At 70.0% G+C, this 23843-nt stretch carries 21 protein-coding genes; 12 read left to right on the top strand and 9 right to left on the bottom strand.

The features are described 5' to 3' along the window. Positions 1-44 precede the first annotated feature (44 nt). Positions 45-938 (top strand): non-homologous end joining protein Ku, encoded by an 894-nt coding sequence (ku, locus tag Pmi06nite_RS15285; RefSeq protein ID WP_203953649.1) that lies wholly within the window; start codon positions 45-47, stop codon positions 936-938. A gap of 237 nt (positions 939-1175) precedes the next feature. On the opposite strand, the gene Pmi06nite_RS15280 is transcribed toward ku, so the two are convergent. The 5 genes from Pmi06nite_RS15280 to Pmi06nite_RS15260 all read right to left on the bottom strand — a co-directional run bounded on the left by Pmi06nite_RS15280 (position 1176) and on the right by Pmi06nite_RS15260 (position 4768). Further along, positions 1176-1487 carry a hypothetical protein gene (locus Pmi06nite_RS15280; protein WP_203953648.1) on the bottom strand — a complete coding sequence of 104 codons (312 nt, stop codon included), beginning with the start codon at positions 1485-1487 and terminating at the stop codon, positions 1176-1178. A 653-nt stretch (positions 1488-2140) separates the two neighbouring features. Further along, entirely contained in the window at positions 2141-2368 is a 228-nt protein-coding gene (locus Pmi06nite_RS15275; protein ID WP_203953647.1) for a hypothetical protein, read from the bottom strand. Positions 2369-3044: 676 nt separating this feature from the next. Next, positions 3045-3449, bottom strand: coding sequence for a hypothetical protein (locus Pmi06nite_RS15270; protein ID WP_203953646.1), 405 nt, complete (start codon positions 3447-3449; stop codon positions 3045-3047). A 227-nt stretch (positions 3450-3676) separates the two neighbouring features. Then, complete coding sequence (locus tag Pmi06nite_RS15265) at positions 3677-4057, bottom strand: hypothetical protein (protein ID WP_203953645.1); 381 nt, start codon at positions 4055-4057, stop codon at positions 3677-3679. 300 nt (positions 4058-4357) lie between these two features. Further along, a complete protein-coding gene (locus tag Pmi06nite_RS15260; RefSeq protein ID WP_203953644.1) occupies positions 4358-4768 on the bottom strand; it encodes a hypothetical protein in 411 nt (136 codons plus the stop codon). A gap of 375 nt (positions 4769-5143) precedes the next feature. Here Pmi06nite_RS15260 and Pmi06nite_RS15255 point away from each other — a divergent pair, with 375 nt between their 5' ends. Both Pmi06nite_RS15255 and moeZ read left to right on the top strand, forming a co-directional pair. After that, positions 5144-6064 carry an alpha/beta fold hydrolase gene (locus Pmi06nite_RS15255; protein ID WP_239113922.1) on the top strand — a complete coding sequence of 307 codons (921 nt, stop codon included), beginning with the start codon at positions 5144-5146 and terminating at the stop codon, positions 6062-6064. Between the two features lie 98 nt (positions 6065-6162). After that, complete coding sequence (moeZ, locus tag Pmi06nite_RS15250) at positions 6163-7341, top strand: adenylyltransferase/sulfurtransferase MoeZ (protein WP_203953642.1); 1179 nt, start codon at positions 6163-6165, stop codon at positions 7339-7341. Positions 7342-7438: 97 nt separating this feature from the next. Here the strand turns inward: moeZ and Pmi06nite_RS15245 are convergent, their stop codons facing one another. Together Pmi06nite_RS15245 and Pmi06nite_RS15240 are read right to left on the bottom strand one after the other, a co-directional pair. Next, entirely contained in the window at positions 7439-7741 is a 303-nt protein-coding gene (locus tag Pmi06nite_RS15245) for a winged helix-turn-helix domain-containing protein (RefSeq protein ID WP_203953641.1), read from the bottom strand. Next, positions 7741-8208: a hypothetical protein gene (locus Pmi06nite_RS15240; RefSeq protein ID WP_203953640.1), complete on the bottom strand. Its 468-nt coding sequence runs from the start codon at positions 8206-8208 to the stop codon at positions 7741-7743. Before Pmi06nite_RS15240 ends, Pmi06nite_RS15245 begins: the two co-directional genes overlap by 1 nt. Positions 8209-8366: 158 nt before the next feature. Between Pmi06nite_RS15240 and Pmi06nite_RS15235 the strand changes: the two genes are divergently transcribed. From Pmi06nite_RS15235 to Pmi06nite_RS15200, 8 genes are all read left to right on the top strand, one after another. Beyond that, on the top strand, positions 8367-9086 hold the full coding sequence (locus Pmi06nite_RS15235; RefSeq protein ID WP_239113921.1) for a hypothetical protein: 720 nt from the start codon (positions 8367-8369) through the stop codon (positions 9084-9086). After that, on the top strand, positions 9080-10330 hold the full coding sequence (locus Pmi06nite_RS15230) for a S8 family serine peptidase (RefSeq protein ID WP_203953639.1): 1251 nt from the start codon (positions 9080-9082) through the stop codon (positions 10328-10330). Before Pmi06nite_RS15235 ends, Pmi06nite_RS15230 begins: the two co-directional genes overlap by 7 nt. 120 nt (positions 10331-10450) lie before the next feature. Then, positions 10451-11215, top strand: a complete 765-nt coding sequence (locus Pmi06nite_RS15225; protein WP_239113920.1) for a hypothetical protein — start codon at positions 10451-10453, stop codon at positions 11213-11215. Continuing rightward, entirely contained in the window at positions 11209-12378 is a 1170-nt protein-coding gene (locus Pmi06nite_RS15220) for a S8 family serine peptidase (RefSeq protein WP_239113919.1), read from the top strand. The genes Pmi06nite_RS15225 and Pmi06nite_RS15220 overlap by 7 nt, the downstream gene beginning before the upstream one ends. A 79-nt stretch (positions 12379-12457) precedes the next feature. Next, entirely contained in the window at positions 12458-12829 is a 372-nt protein-coding gene (locus Pmi06nite_RS15215) for a hypothetical protein (RefSeq protein WP_203953636.1), read from the top strand. Further along, positions 12817-13134, top strand: a complete 318-nt coding sequence (locus Pmi06nite_RS15210; protein WP_203953635.1) for an MGMT family protein — start codon at positions 12817-12819, stop codon at positions 13132-13134. The genes Pmi06nite_RS15215 and Pmi06nite_RS15210 overlap by 13 nt, the downstream gene beginning before the upstream one ends. 452 nt (positions 13135-13586) lie before the next feature. Continuing rightward, a complete protein-coding gene (locus Pmi06nite_RS15205) occupies positions 13587-16775 on the top strand; it encodes an ATP-dependent helicase (RefSeq protein WP_203953634.1) in 3189 nt (1062 codons plus the stop codon). Positions 16776-16794: 19 nt separating this feature from the next. After that, positions 16795-20040 carry an ATP-dependent helicase gene (locus Pmi06nite_RS15200; RefSeq protein ID WP_203953633.1) on the top strand — a complete coding sequence of 1082 codons (3246 nt, stop codon included), beginning with the start codon at positions 16795-16797 and terminating at the stop codon, positions 20038-20040. A gap of 29 nt (positions 20041-20069) precedes the next feature. Here the strand turns inward: Pmi06nite_RS15200 and Pmi06nite_RS15195 are convergent, their stop codons facing one another. Continuing rightward, a complete protein-coding gene (locus Pmi06nite_RS15195; RefSeq protein ID WP_203953632.1) occupies positions 20070-20765 on the bottom strand; it encodes a Uma2 family endonuclease in 696 nt (231 codons plus the stop codon). Between the two features lie 175 nt (positions 20766-20940). Between Pmi06nite_RS15195 and Pmi06nite_RS15190 the strand changes: the two genes are divergently transcribed. Next, positions 20941-21996: a type III PLP-dependent enzyme domain-containing protein gene (locus tag Pmi06nite_RS15190; RefSeq protein WP_239113917.1), complete on the top strand. Its 1056-nt coding sequence runs from the start codon at positions 20941-20943 to the stop codon at positions 21994-21996. Here the strand turns inward: Pmi06nite_RS15190 and Pmi06nite_RS15185 are convergent. Then, positions 21978-23642: an IucA/IucC family protein gene (locus Pmi06nite_RS15185; RefSeq protein ID WP_203953631.1), complete on the bottom strand. Its 1665-nt coding sequence runs from the start codon at positions 23640-23642 to the stop codon at positions 21978-21980. The genes Pmi06nite_RS15190 and Pmi06nite_RS15185 overlap by 19 nt on opposite strands. Positions 23643-23843 lie beyond the last annotated feature (201 nt).

The raw sequence follows: 23843 nt of genomic DNA, 5'->3' as shown, positions 1-23843 counted from the left end.
ATCCCCCCATGGTGGTATTCGAACACAGAGACGAGAATGTGGTTATGCGCAGCATCTGGAAAGGCGCCATCTCGTTCGGACTGGTCACCATCCCAGTGAAGTTGTACTCGGCGACCGAGCAGAAGGACGTCACCTTCCACCAGGTGCATCGGACGGACGGCGGGCGCATCAAGTACCGGCGGGTCTGCACCGTGGACGGCGAGGAGGTGCCGTACGCCGACATCGCCAAGGGATACGAACTGGCCACGGGCGAGATCGTGGTGCTGACCGACGAGGACTTCGCCGACCTGCCGCTGACCACCTCGCGGCGGATCGACGTCCTGCAGTTCAGCCCCGCCGACCAGATCGACCCCATCTACTTCGCCAAGTCCTACTACCTCGAGCCCGACGCCCAGGGGGCCAAGCCGTACGTGTTGCTGCGCGACGCCCTGGAGCGGTCCGGCCAGGTGGCGATCGTGAAGGTGGCGCTGCGTCAGCGGGAGGCGCTCGCGACGCTCCGGGTCCGTGACGGCATCTTCGTGCTGGAGACGATGCTCTGGCCGGACGAGGTGCGAGAGGTCGAGTTCCCGTTCCTGGAGGAGGACGTCGACATCCGGCCTCAGGAGCTCAAGATGGCCGAGTCCCTGATCGAGACCATGGTCGCCGACTTCGACCCGGGTGAGTATCGGGACGCCTATCGCGAGGCGCTCCAGCAGGTCATCGAGGCCAAGATCGAGGGCAAGGAGGTCGTCGCCGCAGAGGTTCCGTCCGAGACGGGGCCCGCCGTCGACCTGATGGCCGCGCTGCGCGCCAGCGTCGAGGCCGCGAAGAAGGAGCGGGAGGGAGGCCGGGAGGCGCCCGCCGCCAAGAGGAAGGCGTCGGGGAAGGCGGAGGAGAAAGCCGCGGAGAAGGCGGAGGAGAAGGCGCCCGCGAAGCGGAGGACCCGCCGATCGGCTTGAGCCGCTCTGATGTCTCGTCGTCATGTCCGTCTGTGATGTCTCGCTGTGAGGGCTCCGGTGGAAGTGATCCACCGGAGCCCTCGCCTCTACGCCCCTGGAGAACGGGCTCCAGTTTCCGCTGAGGGGCGGCCCATGAAAGGTCGATGCGTCATGAGGCCTGGTGCCCGTGTCTCCGGGCACTCCGGTCTCCCCACTCCTCAGTTCGGGGCGCGGAGCTCATCGCGACGGGCTGCGCGGTCAGCCGACGACGACGTCGGCGTCCGAGTTGCGAACGTTGATGTTGTTCAGCTGGCGGTGCTCGTTGTTGCGCCAGGTGGAGCGGAACCGGTTGTGGCAGCCACGCGACCAGCCGCGGTGGCAGCCGCCGCCACCGCAGCGGCGGTGGCTGCTGCGCCAGAAGCCGCCGCCGCAGCCGCCGCCGCCGCCCCAGCTGGAGACAGTGGCCGCGCTGGCGGTCGTGGTGGTGGTGGCAGCGCCGAGCGCGACGGCCCCACCGGTCAGCGCCGTGCTGATCGCGAGCCCTGCGATGACGTTCTTGTACTTGGGCATTGCGTGTCCCCCTTGAAAGGATTCGATTGCCCTTAATCGGCGCATTTTTCAATGAAAGAGAAAATGCACCCGATAGCCCCTAATGGACTATCTTTCCCGCGCTGAGTTAATTGCCGGAAGAGTCGGGTCACAAACGACGATCGTGCGCTTTTGATTGCTTATTGTCTCTTTATAACCGAGCATAGACCATTAATGACGTTTTTGTCATGATATGTCCGATTCGGCGAAGCCGGCTGAATGGGCTCCGCCTGTACCGTCCCCCTGGGTGCGTGGAGGTGGGAGACAGGTGAAACGGTGCGCGGGCCTGAGTGGCTCGCTGGGGCATCGGTGCAGCTCTCATGGCATTCCAGGACCTGAGCGGCTTCTCTGTCCGCCTGGCCCGTCCTGAGCGGCGGGCGGGCTTTCCGGAGGAGCCGGACGCGCGAAAAGCGAGGGCTCCGATGGATTGGTCATCCACCGGAGCCCTCGCCTCTGTGTGTGCCTGAGATCGAGCTCGGATATTCGATTGAAAGCCGTTCCGCGAGGCCGCGTCAGTGAGGCCGTCGTTTCACCGCTATACATGAGTGGATATCAAATTATCCGGGCGAACAGGGGTGTGCCGCTCACCGGCTCGTCAGTCCCGTCGCCGAAGCCCGCTCCGAAACGCGCTCGGTCTAGCGACCCCAGTGGAACCGCTTGCAGTCCTTGTCGAACTCCGAGAAGTGGACGAAGGCGTTGTTGGCACCGACGGTGAAGTTGGTGCAGTCCTCGTCCTGGAAGCGGTTCTCGTGGTCCCAGCCGGTGGTGGCGGCGCTCGCGGAGGTGGCGCCCATAGCGATGGCACCGCCGGCGAGCGCCGTGCTGATGGCAAGACCGGCCATGACGTTCTTGAGCTTGGGCATTGGGTGTCCCCCTTGAAAGGATCGGTTGCCCTAATCGCGACAATTTCTGAAACGAGAATGAATGTCGCTGACAGCCCCCTAAGAGGCTATCGTCCTGCGCTGTCTAGATTTCCAGCATTGGCACCCTACAAACGACGTTCTGGTGCTTTTAAGTGCTTATTGGCTAGCTGTGAACGGTCTTAGACTAATAGCGGTGGATATGTCTTATATGTCCGATTCGGATCGCGATGACAGGTGGGATGGGGGCCGACGGAGCGGGCGCAGGGGAAGAAGGCGAGGCCCGCGCGAGCGGGTGCGACGGAGAAGATGAGGGCCGGGGGACGGTCGCGGCGGAGAAGATTAGGGCCGGGGGAACGGGCGCGGCGGAGAAGATGAGGGCCGGGGGAACGGGCGCGGCGGAGAAATGGAGGAGGGCTCCGCGGACGATGCCGCGGAGCCCTCGCTCGGTGTCGGATATGGAATGCACTCCCTGGGCCGTATGACACGGCCAGGAAGGCGTTGCGGACAGAAGGCACCTGGATTGCGGTTCCAGATCCATGCGGTCACGTACGGCCGTGCCGGCCGTCGTGTCCTCTCCTGGTTTTCGTTTTCACCGGCCGGCCGAGGTTCAGCAGAACCGCGATGTCCCCGCCGGCGCGGGACTGACTGACTACTGGATGTGCGTCGGACAAACGGGTTACGGAGTGGCGGTGACCGTCACGGTGACGACCGGAGCGGGCGTCCTGCCGTACCCCTCCGCCTCCGCCTTGGACTTGGAGTCGGTGTCCTGCTTCTGCTGCGGGATGGCCTGGTTGTCCGACTTCTGGAAAGGGGTGATGATCAGCGAGAAGTCACGCAGCAGGTGCTGACGCTGGTGCTGGTGCTCACGCGCGTGCTGCCACTCGCGGTTCTTGTTCCAGTTGCGGTTGTGGTTGCGGTGCCCGCGGCCCCAGCCGGAGCCGCCGCAGCCGCCGCCGCCGCAGCCCGTGATGGTGGTGGCGCTCGCGGACGTGCTGGTGACAGCGGTGCCGAGCGCGACGGCCCCACCGGTCAGCGCGGTGCTGACGGCGAGGATCCCGACGAGGTTGGCGATCTTGGACATATCTCTTTCCCTTTCGTGTGATTGCCTGACCCATTGCTGCGCCCCGAGGGGCGTCATGGTGCGCGGACGTCAGGGAGATGCCTGTGCTCGCTCAGTGACCGTGATTCCTGGAACCGCGATGTCAGCGAGCACGGCATTCTCGGCTGAGCGACTCCCGCCCCGGATGAAGCCGTGGCGAGCACGCACCCGCACCTCTCAGACCTGGATCAGGACGCGATGGGCCTGTATCAGTCCTCGGCCTCAGCCTCGGAGTGCGAGTCGGTGTCCGACTTCTGCCAGGGCGTGGCCTCGTTCTCGGACGACTGGAACGGCGTCACGATCAGCGAGAAGTCGCGCATGAGGTACTGGCGCTGGAACTCGAACTGACGCGCGTGCTGACGCTGACGGTTGTGGTTCCAGTTGTGGTTGCGGTTGTGGTGACTTCCCTCGCGGACGCACACCGACTTGTGGCAGACGGGCCGCGAGACCGAAACCGGAGCCGGGGCCGGAGCGGGAACGCCGCCCATGACGACGGACGCGCTCGCGGAGGTGGCGCCGAGGGCGAGTGCCCCGCCCGACAGCGCGACGCCGGCGGCGAGAACGCCCATGATGTTGCTGAGCTTGGACATGTGCTTTTCCCTTTGATTTATGCGTTTCCCACACGAAGGCGGCTCCACGTCGTTGTGAAATCGCCTCGGCGAGGGAGAACAGGAAGTGGAATGCGGGCGCCGAATCGCGGACGGCCGCCGGTGAATGTGCGCCGAGGAAATCCGCGTGACGATCGCGAGTTTTCCGAAGATGCCCGTGCCCGTCGGCATGGCGTCCCCCGGACGGGTGAGCCGTACGGCCGGCGAGCACGGGCATGGTTTTCATTCGATGCTCACGTCCGTGACCATCCGGTCAGGACGTCCGCGCGAATCGGCGACGTACTAGCCGATGGAGGGCGCGACCGGAGCGGCCGTGCCCGTGCCCGGGCCGTAGTACTTCTTCTCGTTCTCGGCCTCAGCCTCCGACTTGGAGTCGGTGTCCTGCTTCTGCCACGGGGTGGCGTCGTTGTCGCTCTTCTGGAAGGGCGTCACGACCAGGGTGAAGTCGCGCAGCAGGTACTGGCGCTGGTGCTGGTGCTGACGCTCGTGCTGCCACTGGTGGTTCCGGTTCCAGTTGCGGTTGTGGTTCCGGTGGCCACGGCCCCAGCCGCCGCCGCCGCAGCCGCCGCCGCAGCCCATGACGGTGGTGGCGTTCGCGGTGCCGGCGGTGACAGCGGTACCGAGGGCGACAGCCCCGCCGGTCAGCGCGGTGCTGATGGCGAGAACTCCCACGAGGCTCTTGAAGTTGGGCATTTCGTTTCCCCCTTGAAAGGACTTACGTCCTATGCGCTGACATTGTCCAAATAGCTTGGAAAATGTTCTTCTGGCGACCCTTAGTGGGTCTTCCCTGCATTGTCTTGTTTTCCGCGTCAGCGGAGCGACAAACGGCGATCGGCGGCTTTTGCCATCTGCTTATCTCTTTATTGACGACGTTGAACTATTTCTGATCATTTTCATCGGAAATGTCATTTATGTCGGATTTAGAATGTCCCAATATGAGCGATATTCACGGCTTTGTTCCCGGTTAATGACGGCGGGCCGCGGGCCGTCCGAGCGTGGGCGCGACCCATGGCAAGGCCGTACGGCAGGGGGCTATCGTCGAAACAGAAGGCGAACAGGGGAGGACGCGTGGGTGTCGAGCCGATTCCGTCGTGGCCGGGAGAGCTCATCGAGATGGGCGATACGCGGGTCCACGTGAGATCCACACCCGAGGGCCCCGGAGAGGCCGCGGTGTTCGTGCACGGCCTGGCCGGCTCGGCCACCAACTGGACCGATCTCATGGGCGAACTCGCGGGCGACGTCAGGGGACACGCCCTCGACCTGCCGGGAGCCGGCTATTCGCCCGAGCCCCCGGACGGCGACTACTCGGTGGACGGCCACGCGAGCGTGGTGGCGAAGGTGATCGAGCACGTCGGCAGGCCGGTCCACCTGTTCGGCAACTCCATGGGCGGGGCGGTCTCCGTCCGGGTGGCCGCGACGCGGCCCGACCTCGTCAGGTCGCTGACGCTGATCTCTCCGGCCCTGCCCGACCTGCTGCCCCGGTTCGGCCCGGCCCGCGTGGCCATGTCGGCCGCACCGCGCCTGGGCGAGATCGCGATCAGGAAGCTCAACGGCGTCCCCGCCGACCGGCGCGTCCGAGCGACCCTCAGCTGGTGTTACGCCGACGGGAGCCGGGTCCATCCCCAGCGTCTCCGTGAGGCGGAGGAGGAGTTGCGCCGCCGCGACGGCCTGCCGTACGCGGCGGCGGCCATGGTCGGCTGCGCCCGGGCGATCGTGAACGAGTACTTCCGCGTCGGGCCAGGCAACCTGTGGCGGCAGGCCGCCCAGGTCACGGCCCCCACGCTCGTCATCTACGGCCGCCGAGACCGGCTCGTCGACGCCAGGATGGCCCTGCGCGCGGGCCGTGTGTTCCCGGACGTCCGGCTCGTCACGCTCGCGAACGCGGCGCACGTCGCCCAGATGGAGTTCCCCGAAGCCGTCGCCAGGGAGGCGCGCCGGCTCATCGCCGAGACGGCCACTCCACGGATGTCCGCCGCGCGATCAGCGTGATTGGGGAATGCGGGATACCCCGGTTAGGTTGTGAGAAGAGCTTGTGATGGGCCCATGGAGCCGAGCGCGACCATTGGCGCGAAAACGGGAGTGGAACTGTGTCGTTGCCACCGCTGGTAGAGCCGGCAGCTGAGCTGACCGTCGACGAGGTGCGCCGCTACTCACGCCACCTGATCATCCCTGACGTGGGCATGGCGGGGCAGAAGCGGCTCAAGAACGCCAAGGTCCTGTGTGTGGGCGCGGGCGGTCTGGGCTCACCCGCCCTGCTGTACCTCGCCGCGGCCGGGGTGGGAACCCTCGGCATCGTCGACTTCGACATCGTGGACGAGTCGAACCTGCAGCGCCAGATCATCCATGGCCAGTCCGACGTCGGCCGCCTCAAGGCGGAGTCGGCCGCGGCCAGCGTCCGCGAGGTCAACCCGAACGTCAACGTGGTGATCCACAACGTGGCCCTCACGACGGACAACGTGATGGACATCTTCTCGGGCTACGACCTGATCGTGGACGGGACGGACAACTTCGCCACCCGCTACATGGTGAACGACGCGGCCGTCCTCCTCAACAAGCCGTACGTCTGGGGCTCGATCTACCGCTTCGACGGCCAGGCGAGCGTGTTCTGGTCCGAGCACGGCCCCTGCTACCGCTGCCTCTACCCGGAGCCCCCGCCTCCCGGCATGGTGCCGAGCTGCGCCGAGGGCGGCGTCCTCGGGGTGCTGTGCGCCTCGATCGGCTCCATCCAGGTCAACGAGGCCATCAAGCTCATCACCGGCATCGGCGACCCTCTCGTCGGCCGCCTGATGATCTATGACGCGCTGGAGATGAAGTACCGCGACGTCAAGGTCCGCAAGGACCCGGAGTGCCCGCTGTGCGGCAAGAACCCCTCGATCACCGAGCTGATCGACTACGAGGCGTTCTGCGGCACGGTCTCCGACGAGGCGCAGCAGGCCGCCGCGGGCTCGACCATCACGGCGGCGGAGCTCAAGGACATGCAGGACCGGGGCGACGACATCTACCTGATCGACGTCCGGGAGCAGAACGAGTACGAGATCGTCAACATCCCCGGCGCCGTGCTGATCCCCAAGGGCGAGTTCCTGAACGGATCCGCGCTGGAGGGCCTGCCGCAGGACAAGAAGATCGTCGTGCACTGCAAGTCGGGTGGCCGTTCCGCGGAGGTCCTGGCGGTCCTCAAGAGCGCCGGCTTCTCCGACGCCGTCCACGTCGGCGGCGGCGTCCTGAGCTGGATCAAGACCATCGACCCCAGCCTGCCGACCTACTGACGGGCATTCGCTGATCGGCTGACGTACGGCCGTCGCCCTCGCTGAGCGGGGCGGCGGCCGTACGGGTGTTCCCGGACATCGCCGTGATCGTGGGCGGTCAGCCGGGCAGGACCGTCAGCCCGCTCGGTGAGACGATCTTCTGCAGGTTCCGCACGTAGTCGGCGAACGCCGAGCGGCCCTGCTCGGTGAGGCTGAACCAGGTCTTGGGCCGCTTGCCGACGTATCCCTTGCGGATGCGCACATATCCGGCGGTCTCCAGGGCGCTCGCGTGCTTGGAGAGCACCGAGTCGCTGATGCCGAGCGTGTCCCGCACGAAACCGAACTCGGCCTCCTCGGCCGCCGCCAGCACCGACACGATCTGCAGCCGGGTGGGGGCGTGGATCACGGGATCGAGCTCCATCACGCCCCTTTCTCGATCTTGCGAGCGATCATCCGGGAGATCCCCCGCGACACCAGGGGGCCGGTCGCCGCCACGAATGCCGTCATGACGAGCGCGGCGTACGTCCGAGCGTAGGCGATCTCGTCGGCGTGCCAGCGCAGGGCCAGGATGAGGCAGAGGGCGAAGCAGGCGGCGAGCCACGCCCCGAGCACGGCGAACCCGCCGCGCGGCAGCAGGCTGCGGTGGGCGGTCATCCGGCGGGTCTTGACGAGCACGGCGACCATGGCGCCGAGCGCCGCGCAGAGCAGGACGGCCACGCCGCCGGTCAGCGGGCCGGGGACGCCGGGTTCGGTCACGATCTGCATGCCGGTCACGAACAGCGAGACGCCGATCGCGTACCACGTCGGGAACCAGGGCTGTGATCTCACGGCCCTGGTCTGCGTGTCCCGGATCGTCGCGAGACTCCGTGCGGCTTCGTCGGCGTTCACGGGGGCTCCTCGAGACGTCACATCATTACCTTTCCATCATGGAAAGTACTTTCCGCTTTCCATAGCGTCAAGTACTTTCCGGGGTATTTGGGGAGATAGACGCCCTTGGTGGGGCTAAGGTCGCTTGGTAAACCCGCAGCGAGGGAGCGGAGACCCCGGTGAGTGAGTGGCGGACCTGGCCGGCTCTCGTGGTCGCCTCCGTGCTCACCCTGGTCTGCGCGGTCGTCGCCGGTGTCGCGGCCAGTTCGGCGGCCGCCGAACTCACCCGGGGTCCCAGCGCGGCCGAGGTGCGGCAGGCCGCGGCGACCGAGGTCGCCGACCGCTGGCAGACGTGGCCCGCCGGCCGGATCTTCCCCCCGACCCTCACCTACACGGGCGAACAGGGCGGCGAGGAGAAGGCCAGCCGGGTCGGCATCTCGTCGAAGACCGACTGCAAGGGCGCCGTCGACGCCGCGCTCCAGGCGCCCGTCCGGACCGCGGGATGCAAGGCGATCCTGCGGGCGACGTATCTGGACGCCCTCCAGGGCATGGTCGTCACGATCGGCGTCGCGGCCTTTCCCGACGCCCGGTCGGCGGACGCCGCCGAGGCGGCGCTGCCCCAGCAGGAGAAACCGTCCCCGGGCCTGCGCGCCCTGGCCTTCGACGGCACCGTGACCGACCGGTTCACCGCCGCCGCCCGCCAGGCGGCCACTCTGCGGCAGGCCGGGCCGTACATCGTCCTGACCACGGTGGGCCAGGTGGACGGGCGTCCCGCCCGCGCGCTGGGCAAGCAGCGTCCGGCGATGTTCTCGTTCACGGACGACCTCTCCGAGGGCGTCGCCGACGCTCTCACCGTCCCGTCACCTCTCGAATGCGGGGGCAAGGAGGCGCCATGCTGAGACGCCTGGCGCTCGGAGTCGTCACGACCCTCACGGCCGCGGCGCTGCTGCTCCCCGGAACGACCGGTACGGCTCTCGCGGACACGGTCCGTACGAGCCAGCAGTCGGTGTTGCGGACGCTCGACGTCGAGCACGCGTGGAAGGTCACCAAGGGGCGGGGGGTCACGGTCGCTGTGCTCGACTCCGGCGTGGACGCCCGGCATCACGACCTGGCCGGATCGGTGATCACCGGCAAGGACTTCACCGCCGGCGCGACCCCGCGCGGAACCGCGGAGGTGCGCCTGCACGGCACCTACATGGCCTCACTGATCGCGGGCCACGGGCACGGCCCGGGAGCGGCCGACGGCGTCATGGGGGTCGCGCCGCAGGCGAAGATCCTCTCCGTCCGGGTGATCCTTGAGGACGAGGAGGCGGGCTTCCGGAAGTTCAACTCCGACCCGCGGTACGCGGGAGTGGTCGCCAAGGGGATCCGGTACGCCGTGGACCACGGGGCGGACGTGATCAACCTGTCGATCTCCAAGGACCGGCCCACGGAGGCCGAGCGGGAGGCCATCCGCTACGCGATCTCCAAGGGCGTCGTCCTGGTCGCGGCGGCGGGCAACGACGGCACGGGCAAGCGGACCGCGCCGTACTCCTACCCGGCCGCGATCCCCGGCGTGATCTCGGTGGCCGCCGTGACGCCGGCCCTGATCCGCGCCTCGTTCTCCAACCGGAACTCCTCCGTGCTCGTGGCGGCGCCCGGCGTCGACGTCCTGGGCGCGGGCCCCGGCGACGAGTACTGGGTGGGCCGGGGCACCTCGCAGGCCACCGCGCTGGTCTCGGGAGTGGCGGCGCTGATCAAGTCGCGCCACCCGGCGATGTCCCCCGCTCTCGTGGCCCAGGCGCTGAGTTCGTCGCCGGCCAGGAAGTCGGCCTACAACACGGGAACCGGCTTCGGCGTCGTCGACGCCTATCGCGCCCTGACCGTCGCGAACACCCTGGCCCGCCACCGGGCCACCGCGTCGGGCCCCGGAGTGCAGGATCCGGCCCGCGCCGTCGGGAAGGGCGCCCACGACACGCCCGCCGCCGTGAAGGTGCGCCGCGACCAGCGGACGATCGCCATCTCCGGCGGCATCGCCCTCGCGGGGCTGGTCAGCGCGGCCGCCAGCCTGATCGTGCTGATCCTCCTCCTCCGTCGGGCACGACGGGAGGAACACGACGATCTCGCCATGTCGCCTCCTCAGCCCCCGGGTCTTCCGACGTAGCATCGAATCATGCCGCCCGAGGAGCCCAGGACACCGCCCGGTGGTCGGCGTGGACTGCCCCTGGGCTCGTCCGCCGGCCGGGCACGAGCGCGTCGCTGGCCCGCGTCAGGGAGACGGGCGATGGCGGCCCAGGCCGCGAGGGAACAGGCGGAGCTCAAGCGGGGCCTCAGGTTCCGCTCCCTCTTCCTGACGTTGATGGGCGTGGTGCTCGCCGTCGGAGCCCTCGACATCCTGCTGGGCTCGGTCGGGCTGATCCAGGAGACGCGCTCGCGTCCCCTCACCGACGAGGAACGGGCCCAGTACGCCGCGCAGGACGTCGCCAGGCGGTGGCACGCCTGGCCGGTCGGGATGGTCTTCCCCGAGGAGCTTCCGTACAACGGTCTCGGCCGGGCCCAGCAGTACGCCCACCGAGTCGGCGTGGCCCCCGAGGAGGTCTGCGCCACGACGGTCGACTCGCCCGTCGCCTCGGTCCTGCGCGAGCAGGGCTGCCGGACGATGCTGCGGGCCACCTACGTCGACCAGACGTCGACGTTCGCCATCACCGTGGGCGTCGCCGTCCTGAAGGACGAGGACGCCCGGCTGGACGCCGCCACCAAGCTGCCCGTGGACGACCGGGTGGGCATCCGGCCCGTGGCCTTCCCCGGGACGGTGACCGACATGTTCGGCGCCGCCCAGCGGCAGCGGACCGGATGGGTGGGGGCGGGGCCGTACATCGTCTTCTCCGCCGTCGGGTACACCGATGGCAGGACCCGCGACTCCGTCCCCATGGAGGAGCAGTTGAACAGCGAGATGTGGCCGACGGCCGAGTCGATCGCCGGACGCATCGCGCGATCCCTGGGCGAGCCGCCCGACGTCCCGCGATGCACCCAGGGGAACGTGTGCTGAAGCCGATCGCGCTGTGCGCCGCCGTCGCGGGCGCTCTGCTGGCCGCGGGGCCGTCCCATGCGGCGCACGCCGAGTCGAGGCCGGGGGCGGGTGAGGAGCGCTGGGCGCTGGACGCGATCAACGCCGAGGAGGCGTGGAAGGTCACCAAGGGCGCCGGTGTGACCGTGGCCCTGCTGGGCGACGAGCAGGTGGACGCCGAGGTGTCCGAACTCCAGGGAAGGATCACGCAGGGGCCCGATCTGTCGGGGGAGCTCTTCGACGACTCCCCGGACACGTCCACGGGTGACGTCACCGCCGCGGCGTCGCTGATCGCCGGAAGCGGCGGCCTGTCCGGTGTGGCGCCGGAGGCGCGGATCCTGTCCATCAGGGTCGCGACCGGCGAGCCTGAGCTGGTCGCGGCCGATCCTCAGGCCGGGGTCGGCGGGGCTCAGGACAGCCCCCTGGCGCGCGGCATCCGGTACGCCGCCAACCACGGGGCCACGGTCATCTGCATCCCGATCGCGGGCTACGGCATCGACCGGGCGGACCGCGAGGCGGTCTCCTACGCGCTGTCGCGCGGGATCGTCCTGGTCGCGGCGGCGGGGGACGGGGGCCAGTCGGCGTACACCCAGCAGACGGGCACCTCCTACTGGCGGTTCCCCGCGGGCTATCCCGGTGTCATCGGCGTTGCGGGAGTCGACAGGCAGGGCCGCAAGACCACCTCCAGCAGCGACAACCTGTCGGTCCTCGTCTCCGCTCCGGGGGCCGACGTGCCCGCGGTCCTGACCGGGGGCAAGCACGGCACGGTGTCGGGGACCGGCGCGTCGAGCGCGCTGGTGGCGGGGACAGCCGCGCTGATAAAGGCGAAATATCCGAATATGGCGCCCGAACTCGTGTCGCGGGCGCTCAGCTCGACCTCGCACCCCAGTCCGAGCGCCGGCTATGACGACAAAGTGGGATTCGGTGAGGTCGACGCGGGAGCGGCCGTGGCCAAGGCGGCCGAACTGGCGGGATACGCCCAGGCGGCCCCCGTGCGGGACGATCTCCACTTCGGGAAGGGACCGTTGTCCGAAGCGCCCATGCGCCCGGGGCCCGATCCGGTTAGGCTCTGGATCTACGCAATCGCCGCCCTCGTCGGCCTGGGCGGGTTCTGCGGCGCGATCGTCGTCCTCAGCCGCAGGTGATCACATGTTGGCCGCCATTTGGCGGCGTTTCGGATTTCGACGACAGGGCGACGTCAAGTTTCGCTAAGGTCCATGCCTCATGGGGTACGAGTTGCGCGTGGAGCGTGCAGCACCGCTCGCCTACGCCGAACTCGCGAGCGTGATCTCGGCCGGCGCCGGATTCGAGCTGCGCGGGACACCGGAGGCCGGCGAGCTGGTCGCGTGGCACGGTGACTCCGCGCATCACATCGCGACCTGGTCGGGACGGCTGGCCGGTAGGCCGGGATCGGACTGGCAGGTGGCCCAGCTGGCCCGCGTCGCCGACATGCTCGGCGGATGGCTCGTCGGCGAGGACGGCGAGACCTACGGGCTCAGGAACGGCGTCGTCGAGCAGGTCAACGGCTCCGCGACGTACGAGTTCGGGAAGCTCGAGGAGATCGTCGCCGCCGGGCCCACCGAATGGAGCACCTGAGCCGACGGCGCGGTGAGCCCCCGCCGTACGCCGAGAGAGTGCTCGACCTGGTCGAACGCATCCCGAAAGGCCGGGTCATGTCCTATGGGGACGTGGCGGAATACCTCGGTGAGGGCGGGCCGCGGCAGGTGGGCCGGGTCATGTCGACCTGGGGCGGTGCCGTTCCCTGGTGGCGTGTGATCAGAGCCGACGGTTCGGCCGCGCCCGGCCTGGAGAGCGAGTGCCTCGCCCGGTGGCGCGAGGAGGGCACCCCCCTCAGAGGTACCCGGGCGGACATGCGCAGAGCTCGCTGGGACGGTGTTTGACTGCCTCGCCTCCGGCGAGGCGGACTCGGGGCGCCTTAGAGGCCGTCGGTCGTGCCGGAGGCGCGCCATGAACACAGCCCTCGTCGTTCGGGGTCGATCGTTCCTCGCTTCCCACTCACTCCTCAGTCCAGACACGGCCGCGCCCCTCTCGTGACGGCTGGGCTTTGTGCATGATCACGGATGGCGTTTCCGCTGGTCATGGCGTGCATAAACGAATGTGTGCATGATCACGTGGAGGGTTTGGGCAGGTCACGGGGCATGATTTCGAACCTGTGCATGATCACGCCAAAGGGTGTGGCTTGCGTGAGAGTGGTGAGGCTCACGTGGGCCGCCTGGGATGTCCCATATCCGCCGGTCATGTCCGGCGTGTCGTGCGGCTGATCGCGACCACGTCGCGCTGTACTGGTCAAGCGGGCACGATCTATCCCAGTGTTCTGATGGAATTCTGAGCTGTGAGTGGTCAGAAATACCGTTTGGTGCGCCGGGGCGGGGTGAGCCGTTCCGCCCCCGTCCTGGACGAGCACCAGAGGGCCGTCGTCGAGCACGAGAGCGGCCCCCTGCTCGTGCTGGCCGGACCGGGCACCGGCAAGACCACCACCATCGTGGAGACCGTCGTCGACCGCATCGAGCGGCGCGGCGTGGATCCGGAACGGGTCCTGGTCCTCACCTTCAGCCGCAAGGCCGCCGGTGAGCTGCGCGAGCGCATCACCGGACGGATGCGCAGGACCACGAGGACCCCGCTCGCCCTGACCTTCCACAGCTACGCCTACGCTCTGCTGCGCCGTGAGGCCGTGCTCGCCGGCGAGCCGCCTCCGCGCCTGCTGACCGGACCGGAACAGCTCCTGGAGATCCGCAGACTCCTCCACGGTGAGCTGGAGGACGGAGCCGAGCGCTGGCCGGACCGGATGCGAGAGCTTCTCAAGACCCGGGGGTTCGCCGAGGAACTGCGTGACTTCCTGTCCCGGGCGGCCGAGCGCGGGCTGGACGGCGACGCGCTGATCGACCTCGGGCGCGCGCACGGCAGGGCCGACTGGGAGGCGGCGGGCCGGTTCTCCTACCGCTACCAGGACCGCTTCGACCTCGATCCCGTGCCGTCGATGGACTACGCGGAGCTGATCCGCGAGGCCGCGGGGCTGCTGACCGACGGCGAGGTCAGGAGACGCGAGCGGGACGCCTACGACGTCGTGCTCGTGGACGAATACCAGGACACCGATCCGGCACAGGAGTTCCTGCTCCAGCAACTCGCCGGGGACGGGCGCGACCTGATCGCGGTGGGGGACCCCGACCAGTCGATCTACGGCTTCCGCGGCGCCGACGTGCAGGGGATCCTGCGATTCCCGGAGAGGTTCCGCACGGCGGGCGGCGGCGAGGCCCCGGTCATCGCGCTCGGCGTCTGCCGCAGGAGCGGCCCCGAGTTGCTGGAGGCGTCCCGCCGCGTCGCCTCCCGCCTGCCCGCGGGCCGCCACCGTGCGCTCGCGCCGCTCGCCGACGCCGAGCCGGGCGAGGTCTCGGTGCTGCTCGCCGACAGCGACAGCCAGGAGGCCGCCGTGGTGGCCGACACCCTCCGCCGGGCCCATCTCCTCGACGGCGTGCCGTGGTCCTCGATGGCCGTCCTCGTCCGCAGCGCCGCCCGGCAGCTTCCTCTGCTGCGGCGGGCGCTCATCACGGCGGGCGTGCCCGTCATCGTGGCCGGTGACGAGCTGCCGCTGGTCCAGGAGCCGGGAGTGCGACCGCTGATCACGTTGCTGAAGGTCGCCGTGCACTCGTCGTCCCTCGACGTCGCGACCGCGGAGGAGCTGCTGACCGGGGCGCTGGGCGGCACCGACATGATCGGTGTCCGCCGGTTGCGCCGGGCCCTGCGGGTCGCCGAGCACGAGGCCGCGTCCGCGTCGGAGGCGGCCGCCGAGGAGGGGCAGCCGGCCCTGCCGTTCACGGCCAGGTCGTCCGACGAGATGCTCGTCGCCGCGCTCAGGGACGCCCGCGAGCTCGTCAATGTCGAGCCGCATGTGGGCGCGCCCGCCGAACGGGTCGCGAAGCTCCTGAAGATCGCCCGCGACGCCGTACGGCACGGCCACGGCGCGGAGGACGTGCTCTGGGACGTCTGGCAGGCCAGCGGCCTCGCGGAGCGGTGGACCGAGACCAGCCTGTCCGGAGGGTCGAGGGGCGTTCAGGCGGACCGGGACCTCGACGGCGTCGTCGCCCTGTTCGACCACGCGGCCCGCTTCACCGACCGGCTGCCCAAGGCCGGCATCGAGGTGTTCCTCGACGACCTGACCTCCCAGGAGATCGCCGGCGACTCCCTCGCCGAGCAGGCCCCGGAGGGCGACGCCGTACGGATCCTCACGGCGCACCGGTCCAAGGGCCTGGAATGGGACGTGGTGGTGATCGCCGGCGTGCAGGAGGGGGTCTGGCCCGACCTGAGGTTGAGGGGGTCGCTCCTCGGCGCCGAGGAGCTCGTCGAGTTGTCGGCCGGGATCGCCCTCGACAGCACCCAGGCGACGGCGGCCGCCCTGTCCTCCAAGCTGCTGGCCGAGGAGCGGCGGCTGTTCTACGTCGCGACGACCCGGGCGCGGCGCAAGCTGGTGGTCACCGCCGTGGGCGGCGAGGACACCGACGAGCGCCCGTCGCGATTCCTCACCGAGCTGCTGCCCGGAGGGGTCGAGGAGGCGACCGTCGACGACCGCGCCCGCTGGCTGAACATGTCCGCTCTGGTGGCGGACCTGCGGGCGGCCGTGTGCGACGCGACCAAGCCGGAATCGCTCCGCCGCGACGCGGCCGGGCACCTCGCCCGGCTGGCGCGTGCGGGGGTGCCCGGCGCGAGCCCGCGGGAGTGGTATGCGATGACGCCGCTCTCCGACGACCGGCCTCTGGGCTGGCCCGACGACATCGTGCGCATCTCGCCCTCGGCCGTGGAGAACTTCACCAAGTGCGGGCTGCGGTGGGTGCTGGAGACCGCGGTGGGCGCGGGCAACTCCAGCGTGACTCAGAGCCTCGGGTCGGTCATCCACGCGATAGCCGTGCTGGCGGCTGAGGACGGCGTGGACCTGGTCGCGCGGCTCGACGACGTCTGGGAGCAGTTCGACTTCGGCGGCGTCTGGTTCAACCGCAAGCAGCGCAAGGTCGCCGAGCAGATGGTCGAGCGGTTCGTACGGTGGCACGAGGAGAACCCGCGCGAGCTCGTCGCCCAGGAGGAGGCGTTCACGGCGGTGGTCGCCGAGGGCGTGCACATCAGGGGCCGCGTCGACCGGGTGGAACGCGACGGCGACGGCCGCGCCGTCATCATCGACATCAAGACCGGCGCCTCCAAACCGAAGGACGACGAGCTCGACCGGCATCCGCAGCTCGGGGTGTACCAGCTCGCCACGCTGCTCGGGGCGTTCAAGCGGCACGGCCTCGTCGAGCCGGGGGGCGCCTCGCTCGTCCAGGTCGGCAAGGCGGCCGGTGTGACGGGCGCGGCCAAGGAACAGGCGCAGGGCGCGCTGCGGGACGATCCCGAGCCGAAATGGGCCGAGGAACTGGTCGAGACCGTCGCGGCGGGGATGGCGAGGAACGTGTTCGTGGCGAAGGTGAACGACGGCTGCCGGACGTGCGCCGCCAGGGTCGCCTGCCCGGTCAACGACAACGGGGGCCAGGTGTGCTGAGTCTCCGTACGATGGCCTGATGCTGAGCCCCGCGGACCTCGCCGCCAAGCTCGGCGTCCTTCCCCCCACCCCGGAGCAGGCCGCCGTCATCGACGCGCCCCTGGAGCCGGCGGTTGTCGTGGCGGGTGCGGGCTCGGGCAAGAGCGAGACCATGGCCGGGCGCGTGGTGTGGCTGGTGGCCAACGGCCTGGCGCGGCCCGAGCAGATCCTGGGGCTCACCTTCACCAGGAAGGCCGCCGCGGAGCTGGCCGAGCGCGTGCGCAAGCGGCTGAACGGGCTGGCGGCGGCCGGGCTGGTCGAGCCGGAACTGCTCGACGCGGAGCCGGCCATCTCGACCTACCACGCCTACGCCGCCCGGCTGGTCACCGATCACGCGCTCCGCGAGGGGCTCGAGCCCACCATGCGGCTGGTCACTCCGGCCGTTTCCTGGCAGATGGCCGCGCGGGTCGTGGGGCAGTACGACGGCCCGATGGACAAGGTGGACCTCGGTCCGCCGAGCGTCACCGCCGCCGTGCTGGAGTTGGCCGGTGAGATGGCCGAGCATCTGCGGACCTCGGGAGAGGTGCGTGAGGTCGGCGACTGGCTCCGCGACCACCTCGCGGCCCTGCCGGGTAAGACGATCCTGGCTCAGCAGCGCCCGGTCAGGACCCAGGCCGTCCGGGAGCAGTTGCTGCCGCTCGTCGAAGCGTACGAACGGTTGAAACGCCGCCGCGAGGTCATCGACTACGGCGACCAGATGGCGCTCGCCGCGCTGATCGCGTCACGGCATCCCGAGGTGGGGGTGTCGGAGCGCTCCCGCTTCTCCGTCGTGCTGCTCGACGAGTACCAGGACACGAGCCATGCCCAGCTCGTCCTGCTCCGGGCGCTGTACAGCGGGGGCCATCCGGTCACGGCCGTGGGCGACCCCTGCCAGTCGATCTACGGGTGGCGCGGGGCGTCGTCGGGCAACCTGTCCCGGTTCCCGCAGGACTTCCCCACCTCGTCGGGGGACCCGGCGCCCGTGCGCCAGTTGTCGGTCAGCTTCCGCAACGGCGAGCGGGTGCTCGGCGTCGCCGCCGCGCTGCAGGCGCCGCTCCGGCAGGAGGCCGGGCAGGTGCCCGTGCTCGTCCCCGGCGCGAACAGGGCCGGTCGGGGACGGGTGGTGTGCGCGTTCCACGAGACCGCGGAGGCCGAGGCCGAATGGGTCGCGGAAGGCGTGGCCAGGACACTCGGACTCGAAGGGGCGCCCGACGGGCTGCCCTGGGGGGAGGGAGAGCGCCCCAGGCGCGGCGCCGCCGTACAGCCGCAGGACGTCGCGATCCTCGCCCGCAAGCGGTCACAGTTCCCCGCCCTGCGCCGGGCGCTCGAGGCACGGGACATCCCGGTCGAGGTGGTCGGCCTCGGCGGCCTGCTCACGGTGCCGGAGGTGGCCGACATCGTGGCGACTCTCCGGATGCTCTACGACCCGACGGCCGGAGACGCGCTGGTGCGGCTGCTCGCCGGGCCGCGCTGGCGGATCGGGCCCGCCGACATGAAGGCCCTGGGCGACCTCGCCCGTGAGCTGAACCGCGAGTTCCACGGCGGGCCACGGCCCGACGACCCGCTCGAACAGGTCGTCACGGACATGGCGGAGGAGCGCGGCAGCCTGGTCGACGCTCTCGACGAACTGCCCGACCGGCCCGAGTGGCTGGAGGTGTTCTCGGCGCCCGCCCGCGTGCGATTGCCCGCGCTCGCCCTCGAACTGCGCCACCTGAGATCCCATACGGGACAGCCGCTCCCCGACCTCATCAGCGAGGTCGAGCGACGTCTGGGGCTCGACATCGAGGTGGCGGCACGCGGCGGGAGCCCGCTGGCCGCGCGTGCCGACCTGGACGCGTTCCTCGACGCCGCCTCGCGGTTCGCGGGCGACGCCGAGGACCCCACTCTCGGGGCCTTCCTCGCCTACCTCAAGGCCGCGGAGACCGAGGAGTTCGGACTGGAGGCCGGACGCGTCGGCGACACCAACAGCGTCAAGCTCATGACCGTCCACGCGTCCAAGGGCCTGGAGTGGCCGGTGGTCGTCGTCCCCGGCCTGTCGCAGCTCACCACGCAGAAGGGCGGGCTGGCCAGGGGCAGCGTGTTCCCCGCCACACCGGTGACGAACTCCCGGTGGACGGAGAACCCGCGCAAGCTGCCGTACCCCCTGCGCGGCGACAAGGCGGATCTGCCGGTTCTCGCGGGCCTGGACAAGGAGGCGCTGGCGGACTTCGACGAGCGGTGCCGCGACCGGGACCTGATGGAGGAGCGGCGGCTCGCGTACGTCGCCGTGACCCGGGCGCACCACCTGCTGATCGCCTCCGGGTACCGGTGGGGCGGCTCGACCAAGGCCCTGGAGCCGTCCGACTTCCTCCTGGAGATCCGCGAGGCCGGCGCGCAGGTCATGGGCTGGACCGAGGACACCAGTGAGGAGAACCCCCTGCTCGCCGAGCCCGCCGAGGCCGTCTGGCCGCTCGTGTCCGTGCGCGAGTCGGTGCTGGACGGCGCACGTCTGGTGGAGGAGGCGCTGGCAGGCGAAGGCCGTACGGAGGTCACGGACGCGGCCGACATCAGGGATCGTGACCGGGAACGGGCCCGGGCCTGGGCGCGGGACACCGACCTGCTCATCCGGGAACGTGAGGCCAACCGGCGGCGGGGCGGCGGAGCCGTGGAACTGCCCACGCGGCTGACGGTGTCGTCACTGGTCACGCTGGCCTCGGATCCCTCGGCGTTCGCACGCCAGGTGCGGCGTCCCGTGCCGCGCAAACCCGCGCCGCTCGCCCGCCGCGGCACGACCTTCCACCGATGGCTGGAAACGCGCTGGGGACAACAGCGGCTGCTCGACGACTTCGACCTGCCGGGAGCCTCCGACGAGCCGTCGGAGGCCGAGATCCACCTGTCCGAGCTGCAGGAACGGTTCGAGGACAGCGAGTGGGCCGGGCGGGAGCCGCTGGATCTGGAGGTGCCGTTCGAGACCGTCATCGCCGATCGCCTGCTGCGCGGCCGCATGGACGCGGTCTTCCGGGAGGGCGACGGCTACGTGGTCGTCGACTGGAAGACCGGGGAGCGGCTCCACGGCAAGGCGGCGGAGACCGCTTCGGTCCAGTTGGCGGCGTACCGTCTGGCCTGGGCCTCCCTCACGGGCGTGCCGCTGGAGAAGGTCGGGGCGGCCTTCCACTACGTCCGGTCGAACGAGACGGTGCGCCCGGTCGACCTCCTCGGGGCCGACGGACTCACCGCTCTGATCGACCGGATCCCGTCAGCGGAATAGCTCAGGCGGCCGCCCGCGCCTTCGGCCCGTCACTCGAATAGCTTCTCGGTCTCAAGCTTGATCCCGAACGGCTCGGGCAGCGCCAGCGCTTCCCCTGCTTCGACCGTGACGACCTGCTTGTACGGCTCTCGCATGTCGTCCTGCGCGAGATCCTTCAGCGGCTCGCTCATCAGAGTGACCGTCTTCGGGTCCGCGAGCGGATCGACGACGAGCAGCAACGGCACTCCGGCCCGCGCGTAGTCGAACGGCTTCTCGTCCCAGTCGATCTGGCGTGTTCCCGGAGAGCACACCTCGACGACGAGCAGGGTGCTGTCGCCTTTGATCCGCAGATCGTCGACATGTTCGGCGTCTCGTGGCGCGACCATCAGGTCCGGAAGCCGGTGATCGAGGAACGGCGGGATGTGGACGGCGAGATTGTGGTGGAAACGCCAGCCGTTCGCGAGCTTGAGCGGGATCAACAGGTCCGCCAGCTCGTCCACGATGTGGGAACTCTGCTTGCTCTGCCACGGGCTCACGACGACTCGGCCCCAGGAGATCTCCGCGGTGTAGCCCGCGTCGTTGAGCTCCTGACAGAGCGCCACGGTCGCGGTCTCGTCGTCGAGGTCCTCAGGTCCGGGATCGGCCCGATCGAGTTCGGCGTCAGGTTGCTCAGGCTCGGTGTCAGGCTGTCGCTCAGCGGGAACGTGGTCGTTCCGCCCGTGCCGGGTGGGCCTGGTGAGCGCCATGTCGTCGCCATCCTCTCGGACTCCTTATGCGTCTGATGGTACGTGTCGTCGCTGGAGTGTGACGGAACGTAGCCACGCCGGAAGGTGATCGAGAGGACGGGGTGGAGGAAATCCCCATCGCGGTGGAGAGTTCTCACTCGTATCGGCAACCCTCGTAGCGATCGGAGGCGCCCACGTGACAGACAGTCGGGAACTGCCCGCCTATGTGTACGACCTGGCAGGCCTGGACGCCCATGCGGGAGCCGTACGAGCCGCGCTGGAAGGGGTCGAGCTCTACTACGCGGTGAAGGCCAACCCCGATCCCGAACTCCTGCGCGTGCTCGCCCCGCACGTCGACGGATTCGAGGTCTCCTCAGGCGGTGAGCTCGCACACGTCCGCGGGCTGTTCCCCGCCGCGCAGGTCGCGCTGGGCGGCCCCGGCAAGACCGACGTGGAGCTGTCCGCCGAGGTCACCCGTCTGCACGTCGAGAGCCCCGGTGAGCTGCGCCGGCTGCTCGCGTCCGGCCGTCCGGCCGATGTGCTCCTGCGGGCCAACCTCGACCTCCCGGTCCAGGGGGCCTCGCTGGTCATGGGGGGAGGGGCGACGCCGTTCGGCATGGATCCGGCGGGCGTCGCCGAGTGCGTCGACCTGCTGGACAGGCAGGACACCGTCCGTCTTCGCGGGCTCCACGCCCATCTGGCGAGTGGGCTCGACGCCGCGGGGTTGCTGGAGCTGGCCGCCGGAGTGCTCGACTACGCGCGAGACCTCGGCCTCACCGAGATCAATCTCGGTGGTGGCATGGCGGTGTCCTACCGTGACCCGGGCGCGCTGTTCGACTGGCACTCGTACGGCAAGGGCCTCGCGGGGATGCGCCGTCCGGGAGAGGTGCTGCGGGTCGAGCCGGGCCGGGCCCTGACCGTCTACTGCGGCCGCTACGTGACCCGGGTGATCGACGTCAAGCGGGTGCACGGCGAGCTGTTCGCCGTCGTGGCGGGAGGCACACACCACCTGCGGACCCCGGCCACCAAGGGCCACGACCAGCCGCTGGCGACGGGGGAGCCCGGCGAGCCCGTCACGATCGTCGGGCAGCTCTGCACACCGAAGGACGTGCTCGCCCGCAGAGTGCCGGTGCGGCTGGAGGTGGGCGACGTCGTCGAGTTCGCCATGGCCGGGGCTTACGCGTGGAACATCTCCCACCACGACTTCCTGATGCACCCCAAGCCCGCCTTCCACTACCTCCGGGGCGAGTAGGCGACCAGCGGGTTGGCCACGGTGGTGTACCCGGCCGCCCGGTCGGCCGAGCGGGTCCAGCGGACGCCCAGATTGGCCTTGGCCGGCAGCGGCGCGCCCCCGAGCAGCTCCGCCAGCGGTGCGGGCCGTCCGCGCCGCCCGGCGTAGTCCTCCAGGATCTCGTGGGCGACGTGCCACAAGTCGTCCAGCAGCCGGTCCGTCCCGGCGACCGTGGCCGCCACCTCCGCGAGATGGTTGACCACGAGGCAGTAGACGACCCGGTTCCAGCCTTGTCCGGCCTCGTAGGTCACCGCCTCGGCCACCCGGTCCGGCAGGCCGGTCAGGTCGTGGCGGCCGGACACCAGCTTCGTCCCCTCCAGATCGCGGAAGACCGCCTCCGAGGGGAGGCCGTCGGCGCCGACGCCGATGAGGACGTTCTGGAGATGAGGTTCGAGGACGACCCCATGCGTGAAGTACGCGTCGAGCACCGGCGGCGCCACCCGCTCCGCGTAGGCCCTCCACCAGCCGAGTGGGTCCTCCCACCGGCGGGCTCGTACGGCCTCGGGCAGGTCGTCCCCGGCGGTCGCGAGCGCCCCGGCGAGGATCGGGGTCACGCCGGGACCGCACTCCCGCCACGGGCCGGAACGGATGATCACCCCGAGCGCCTCGAACAGCCGGGTCCCGAGCGCCGCCGAACGGTAGCCGGGCTCGGGGAGCCAGCGCGTGCCCGGGAAGTCGGCGGCGAGGAGGCCGAAGATCGGGCGGAGCCGCTCGGTGAGCTCGACGGCTCCGATGAGCTCGTACCAGGCGTTCTTGCGGACGCAATTGGTGATCCGCACGTCGAGGCTGAACTTCAGGCAGTTCTCCGTGACGGCGTCGTACACCGTGCGCACCGACGATGTGGGGGTCACCGGGCGCGAGCCGTACCCCAGATCGATGAGCCGTCCGTCGGCGAGCGGGTCCCGCAGGTCGTCGGCGACGAGCTCGAGTTGCCAGGGATGTGCCGGCAGGAGCGTGTACCCGACGGGGGCGGCGCCGAGCCTGTCGAGCGGCGTGGTGTCCCCCTGCTCCGCCACGAGATCGGCGCGGACCCCGAGCAGGCGCAAGGGGAACTCGGCGCGCGCCTCCGGGGCGTACCGGGTCAGTCCTGAACCGGTGTGTGCCTTCGGTGAAGGGTGGAAGGGATGGCCGTCGACGAGCGACTGCTCGGACGTCAGCCACGGGTCCGACGGCGGGCGGGTCCGCGCACGAGCGGTGAGCAGTGTCGCGATGGCGTCGCGGCTGGCGGCGACCTGCGCGGCGAACTCGTCGTTGCCCCCGTGCCCGCTCCCGCGGCCGTTTCCGTGTGCGGATGTGCGGCCGACCGCGTGGTCGACCGCGCCGGCCTCCTCCAACTCGCGCTCGGCGAGTTCGACGAGCAGGTCGGAGGTCAGGGGCAGCCACGACCCGTCCGACAGCCACTCGGCCCGGCCCTCGAAGCGCAGCGCGATGCCGCCGTGCGCGCGCACGCGGATCAGGGTCCCCGCGACCTCCAGCAGCAGGTACGGCTCGGCCGGCCACACGTGGCCGCGCGGGCCGCTGAGTTCCCGGGCGCAACATCGCAGCAGCGCGCCCAGCGTGACCTCCTCGGCCCTGGAGACGTGCGGGTCGAGCAGGAGGCGGTCCATGGGTGATGTGCCCCTTTGCATGGTCACGGATCAGGGAAGGCCAGGTCGGGCGGCAAGCCGCCGAATTCGCGCATGATCACGACCGGAGTCGCCGCAGGCCGGCGGGCATGATTGCGAGAGTGCGCATGATCACGGTCGGGGTTGTCGCAGGTGGGCGGGCATGATTGCGAGAGTGCGCATGATCACGGCCAAGGGGGTGGT

The organism is Planotetraspora mira (genome assembly GCF_016863275.1).
In the GTDB taxonomy this organism is placed as follows: Bacteria; Actinomycetota; Actinomycetes; order Streptosporangiales; family Streptosporangiaceae; genus Planotetraspora; species Planotetraspora mira.
Note: the sequence above shows the minus strand (reverse complement) of the source record. Positions and strands in the feature narration are given on the sequence as shown.

Excerpts from the sequence above, each read along its gene's own strand:
- ku (WP_203953649.1), top strand. The coding sequence starts at position 45 with ATGCGCAGCATCTGGAAAGGCGCCATCTCGTTCGGACTGGTCACCATC.
- Pmi06nite_RS15280 (WP_203953648.1), bottom strand. The coding sequence starts at position 1,487 with ATGCCCAAGTACAAGAACGTCATCGCAGGGCTCGCGATCAGCACGGCG.
- Pmi06nite_RS15275 (WP_203953647.1), bottom strand. The coding sequence starts at position 2,368 with ATGCCCAAGCTCAAGAACGTCATGGCCGGTCTTGCCATCAGCACGGCG.
- Pmi06nite_RS15270 (WP_203953646.1), bottom strand. The coding sequence starts at position 3,449 with ATGTCCAAGATCGCCAACCTCGTCGGGATCCTCGCCGTCAGCACCGCG.
- Pmi06nite_RS15265 (WP_203953645.1), bottom strand. The coding sequence starts at position 4,057 with ATGTCCAAGCTCAGCAACATCATGGGCGTTCTCGCCGCCGGCGTCGCG.
- Pmi06nite_RS15260 (WP_203953644.1), bottom strand. The coding sequence starts at position 4,768 with ATGCCCAACTTCAAGAGCCTCGTGGGAGTTCTCGCCATCAGCACCGCG.
- Pmi06nite_RS15245 (WP_203953641.1), bottom strand. The coding sequence starts at position 7,741 with ATGGAGCTCGATCCCGTGATCCACGCCCCCACCCGGCTGCAGATCGTG.
- Pmi06nite_RS15230 (WP_203953639.1), top strand. The coding sequence starts at position 9,080 with ATGCTGAGACGCCTGGCGCTCGGAGTCGTCACGACCCTCACGGCCGCG.
- Pmi06nite_RS15225 (WP_239113920.1), top strand. The coding sequence starts at position 10,451 with ATGGCGGCCCAGGCCGCGAGGGAACAGGCGGAGCTCAAGCGGGGCCTC.
- Pmi06nite_RS15215 (WP_203953636.1), top strand. The coding sequence starts at position 12,458 with ATGGGGTACGAGTTGCGCGTGGAGCGTGCAGCACCGCTCGCCTACGCC.
- Pmi06nite_RS15210 (WP_203953635.1), top strand. The coding sequence starts at position 12,817 with ATGGAGCACCTGAGCCGACGGCGCGGTGAGCCCCCGCCGTACGCCGAG.
- Pmi06nite_RS15200 (WP_203953633.1), top strand. The coding sequence starts at position 16,795 with ATGCTGAGCCCCGCGGACCTCGCCGCCAAGCTCGGCGTCCTTCCCCCC.
- Pmi06nite_RS15195 (WP_203953632.1), bottom strand. The coding sequence starts at position 20,765 with ATGGCGCTCACCAGGCCCACCCGGCACGGGCGGAACGACCACGTTCCC.
- Pmi06nite_RS15185 (WP_203953631.1), bottom strand. The coding sequence starts at position 23,642 with ATGGACCGCCTCCTGCTCGACCCGCACGTCTCCAGGGCCGAGGAGGTC.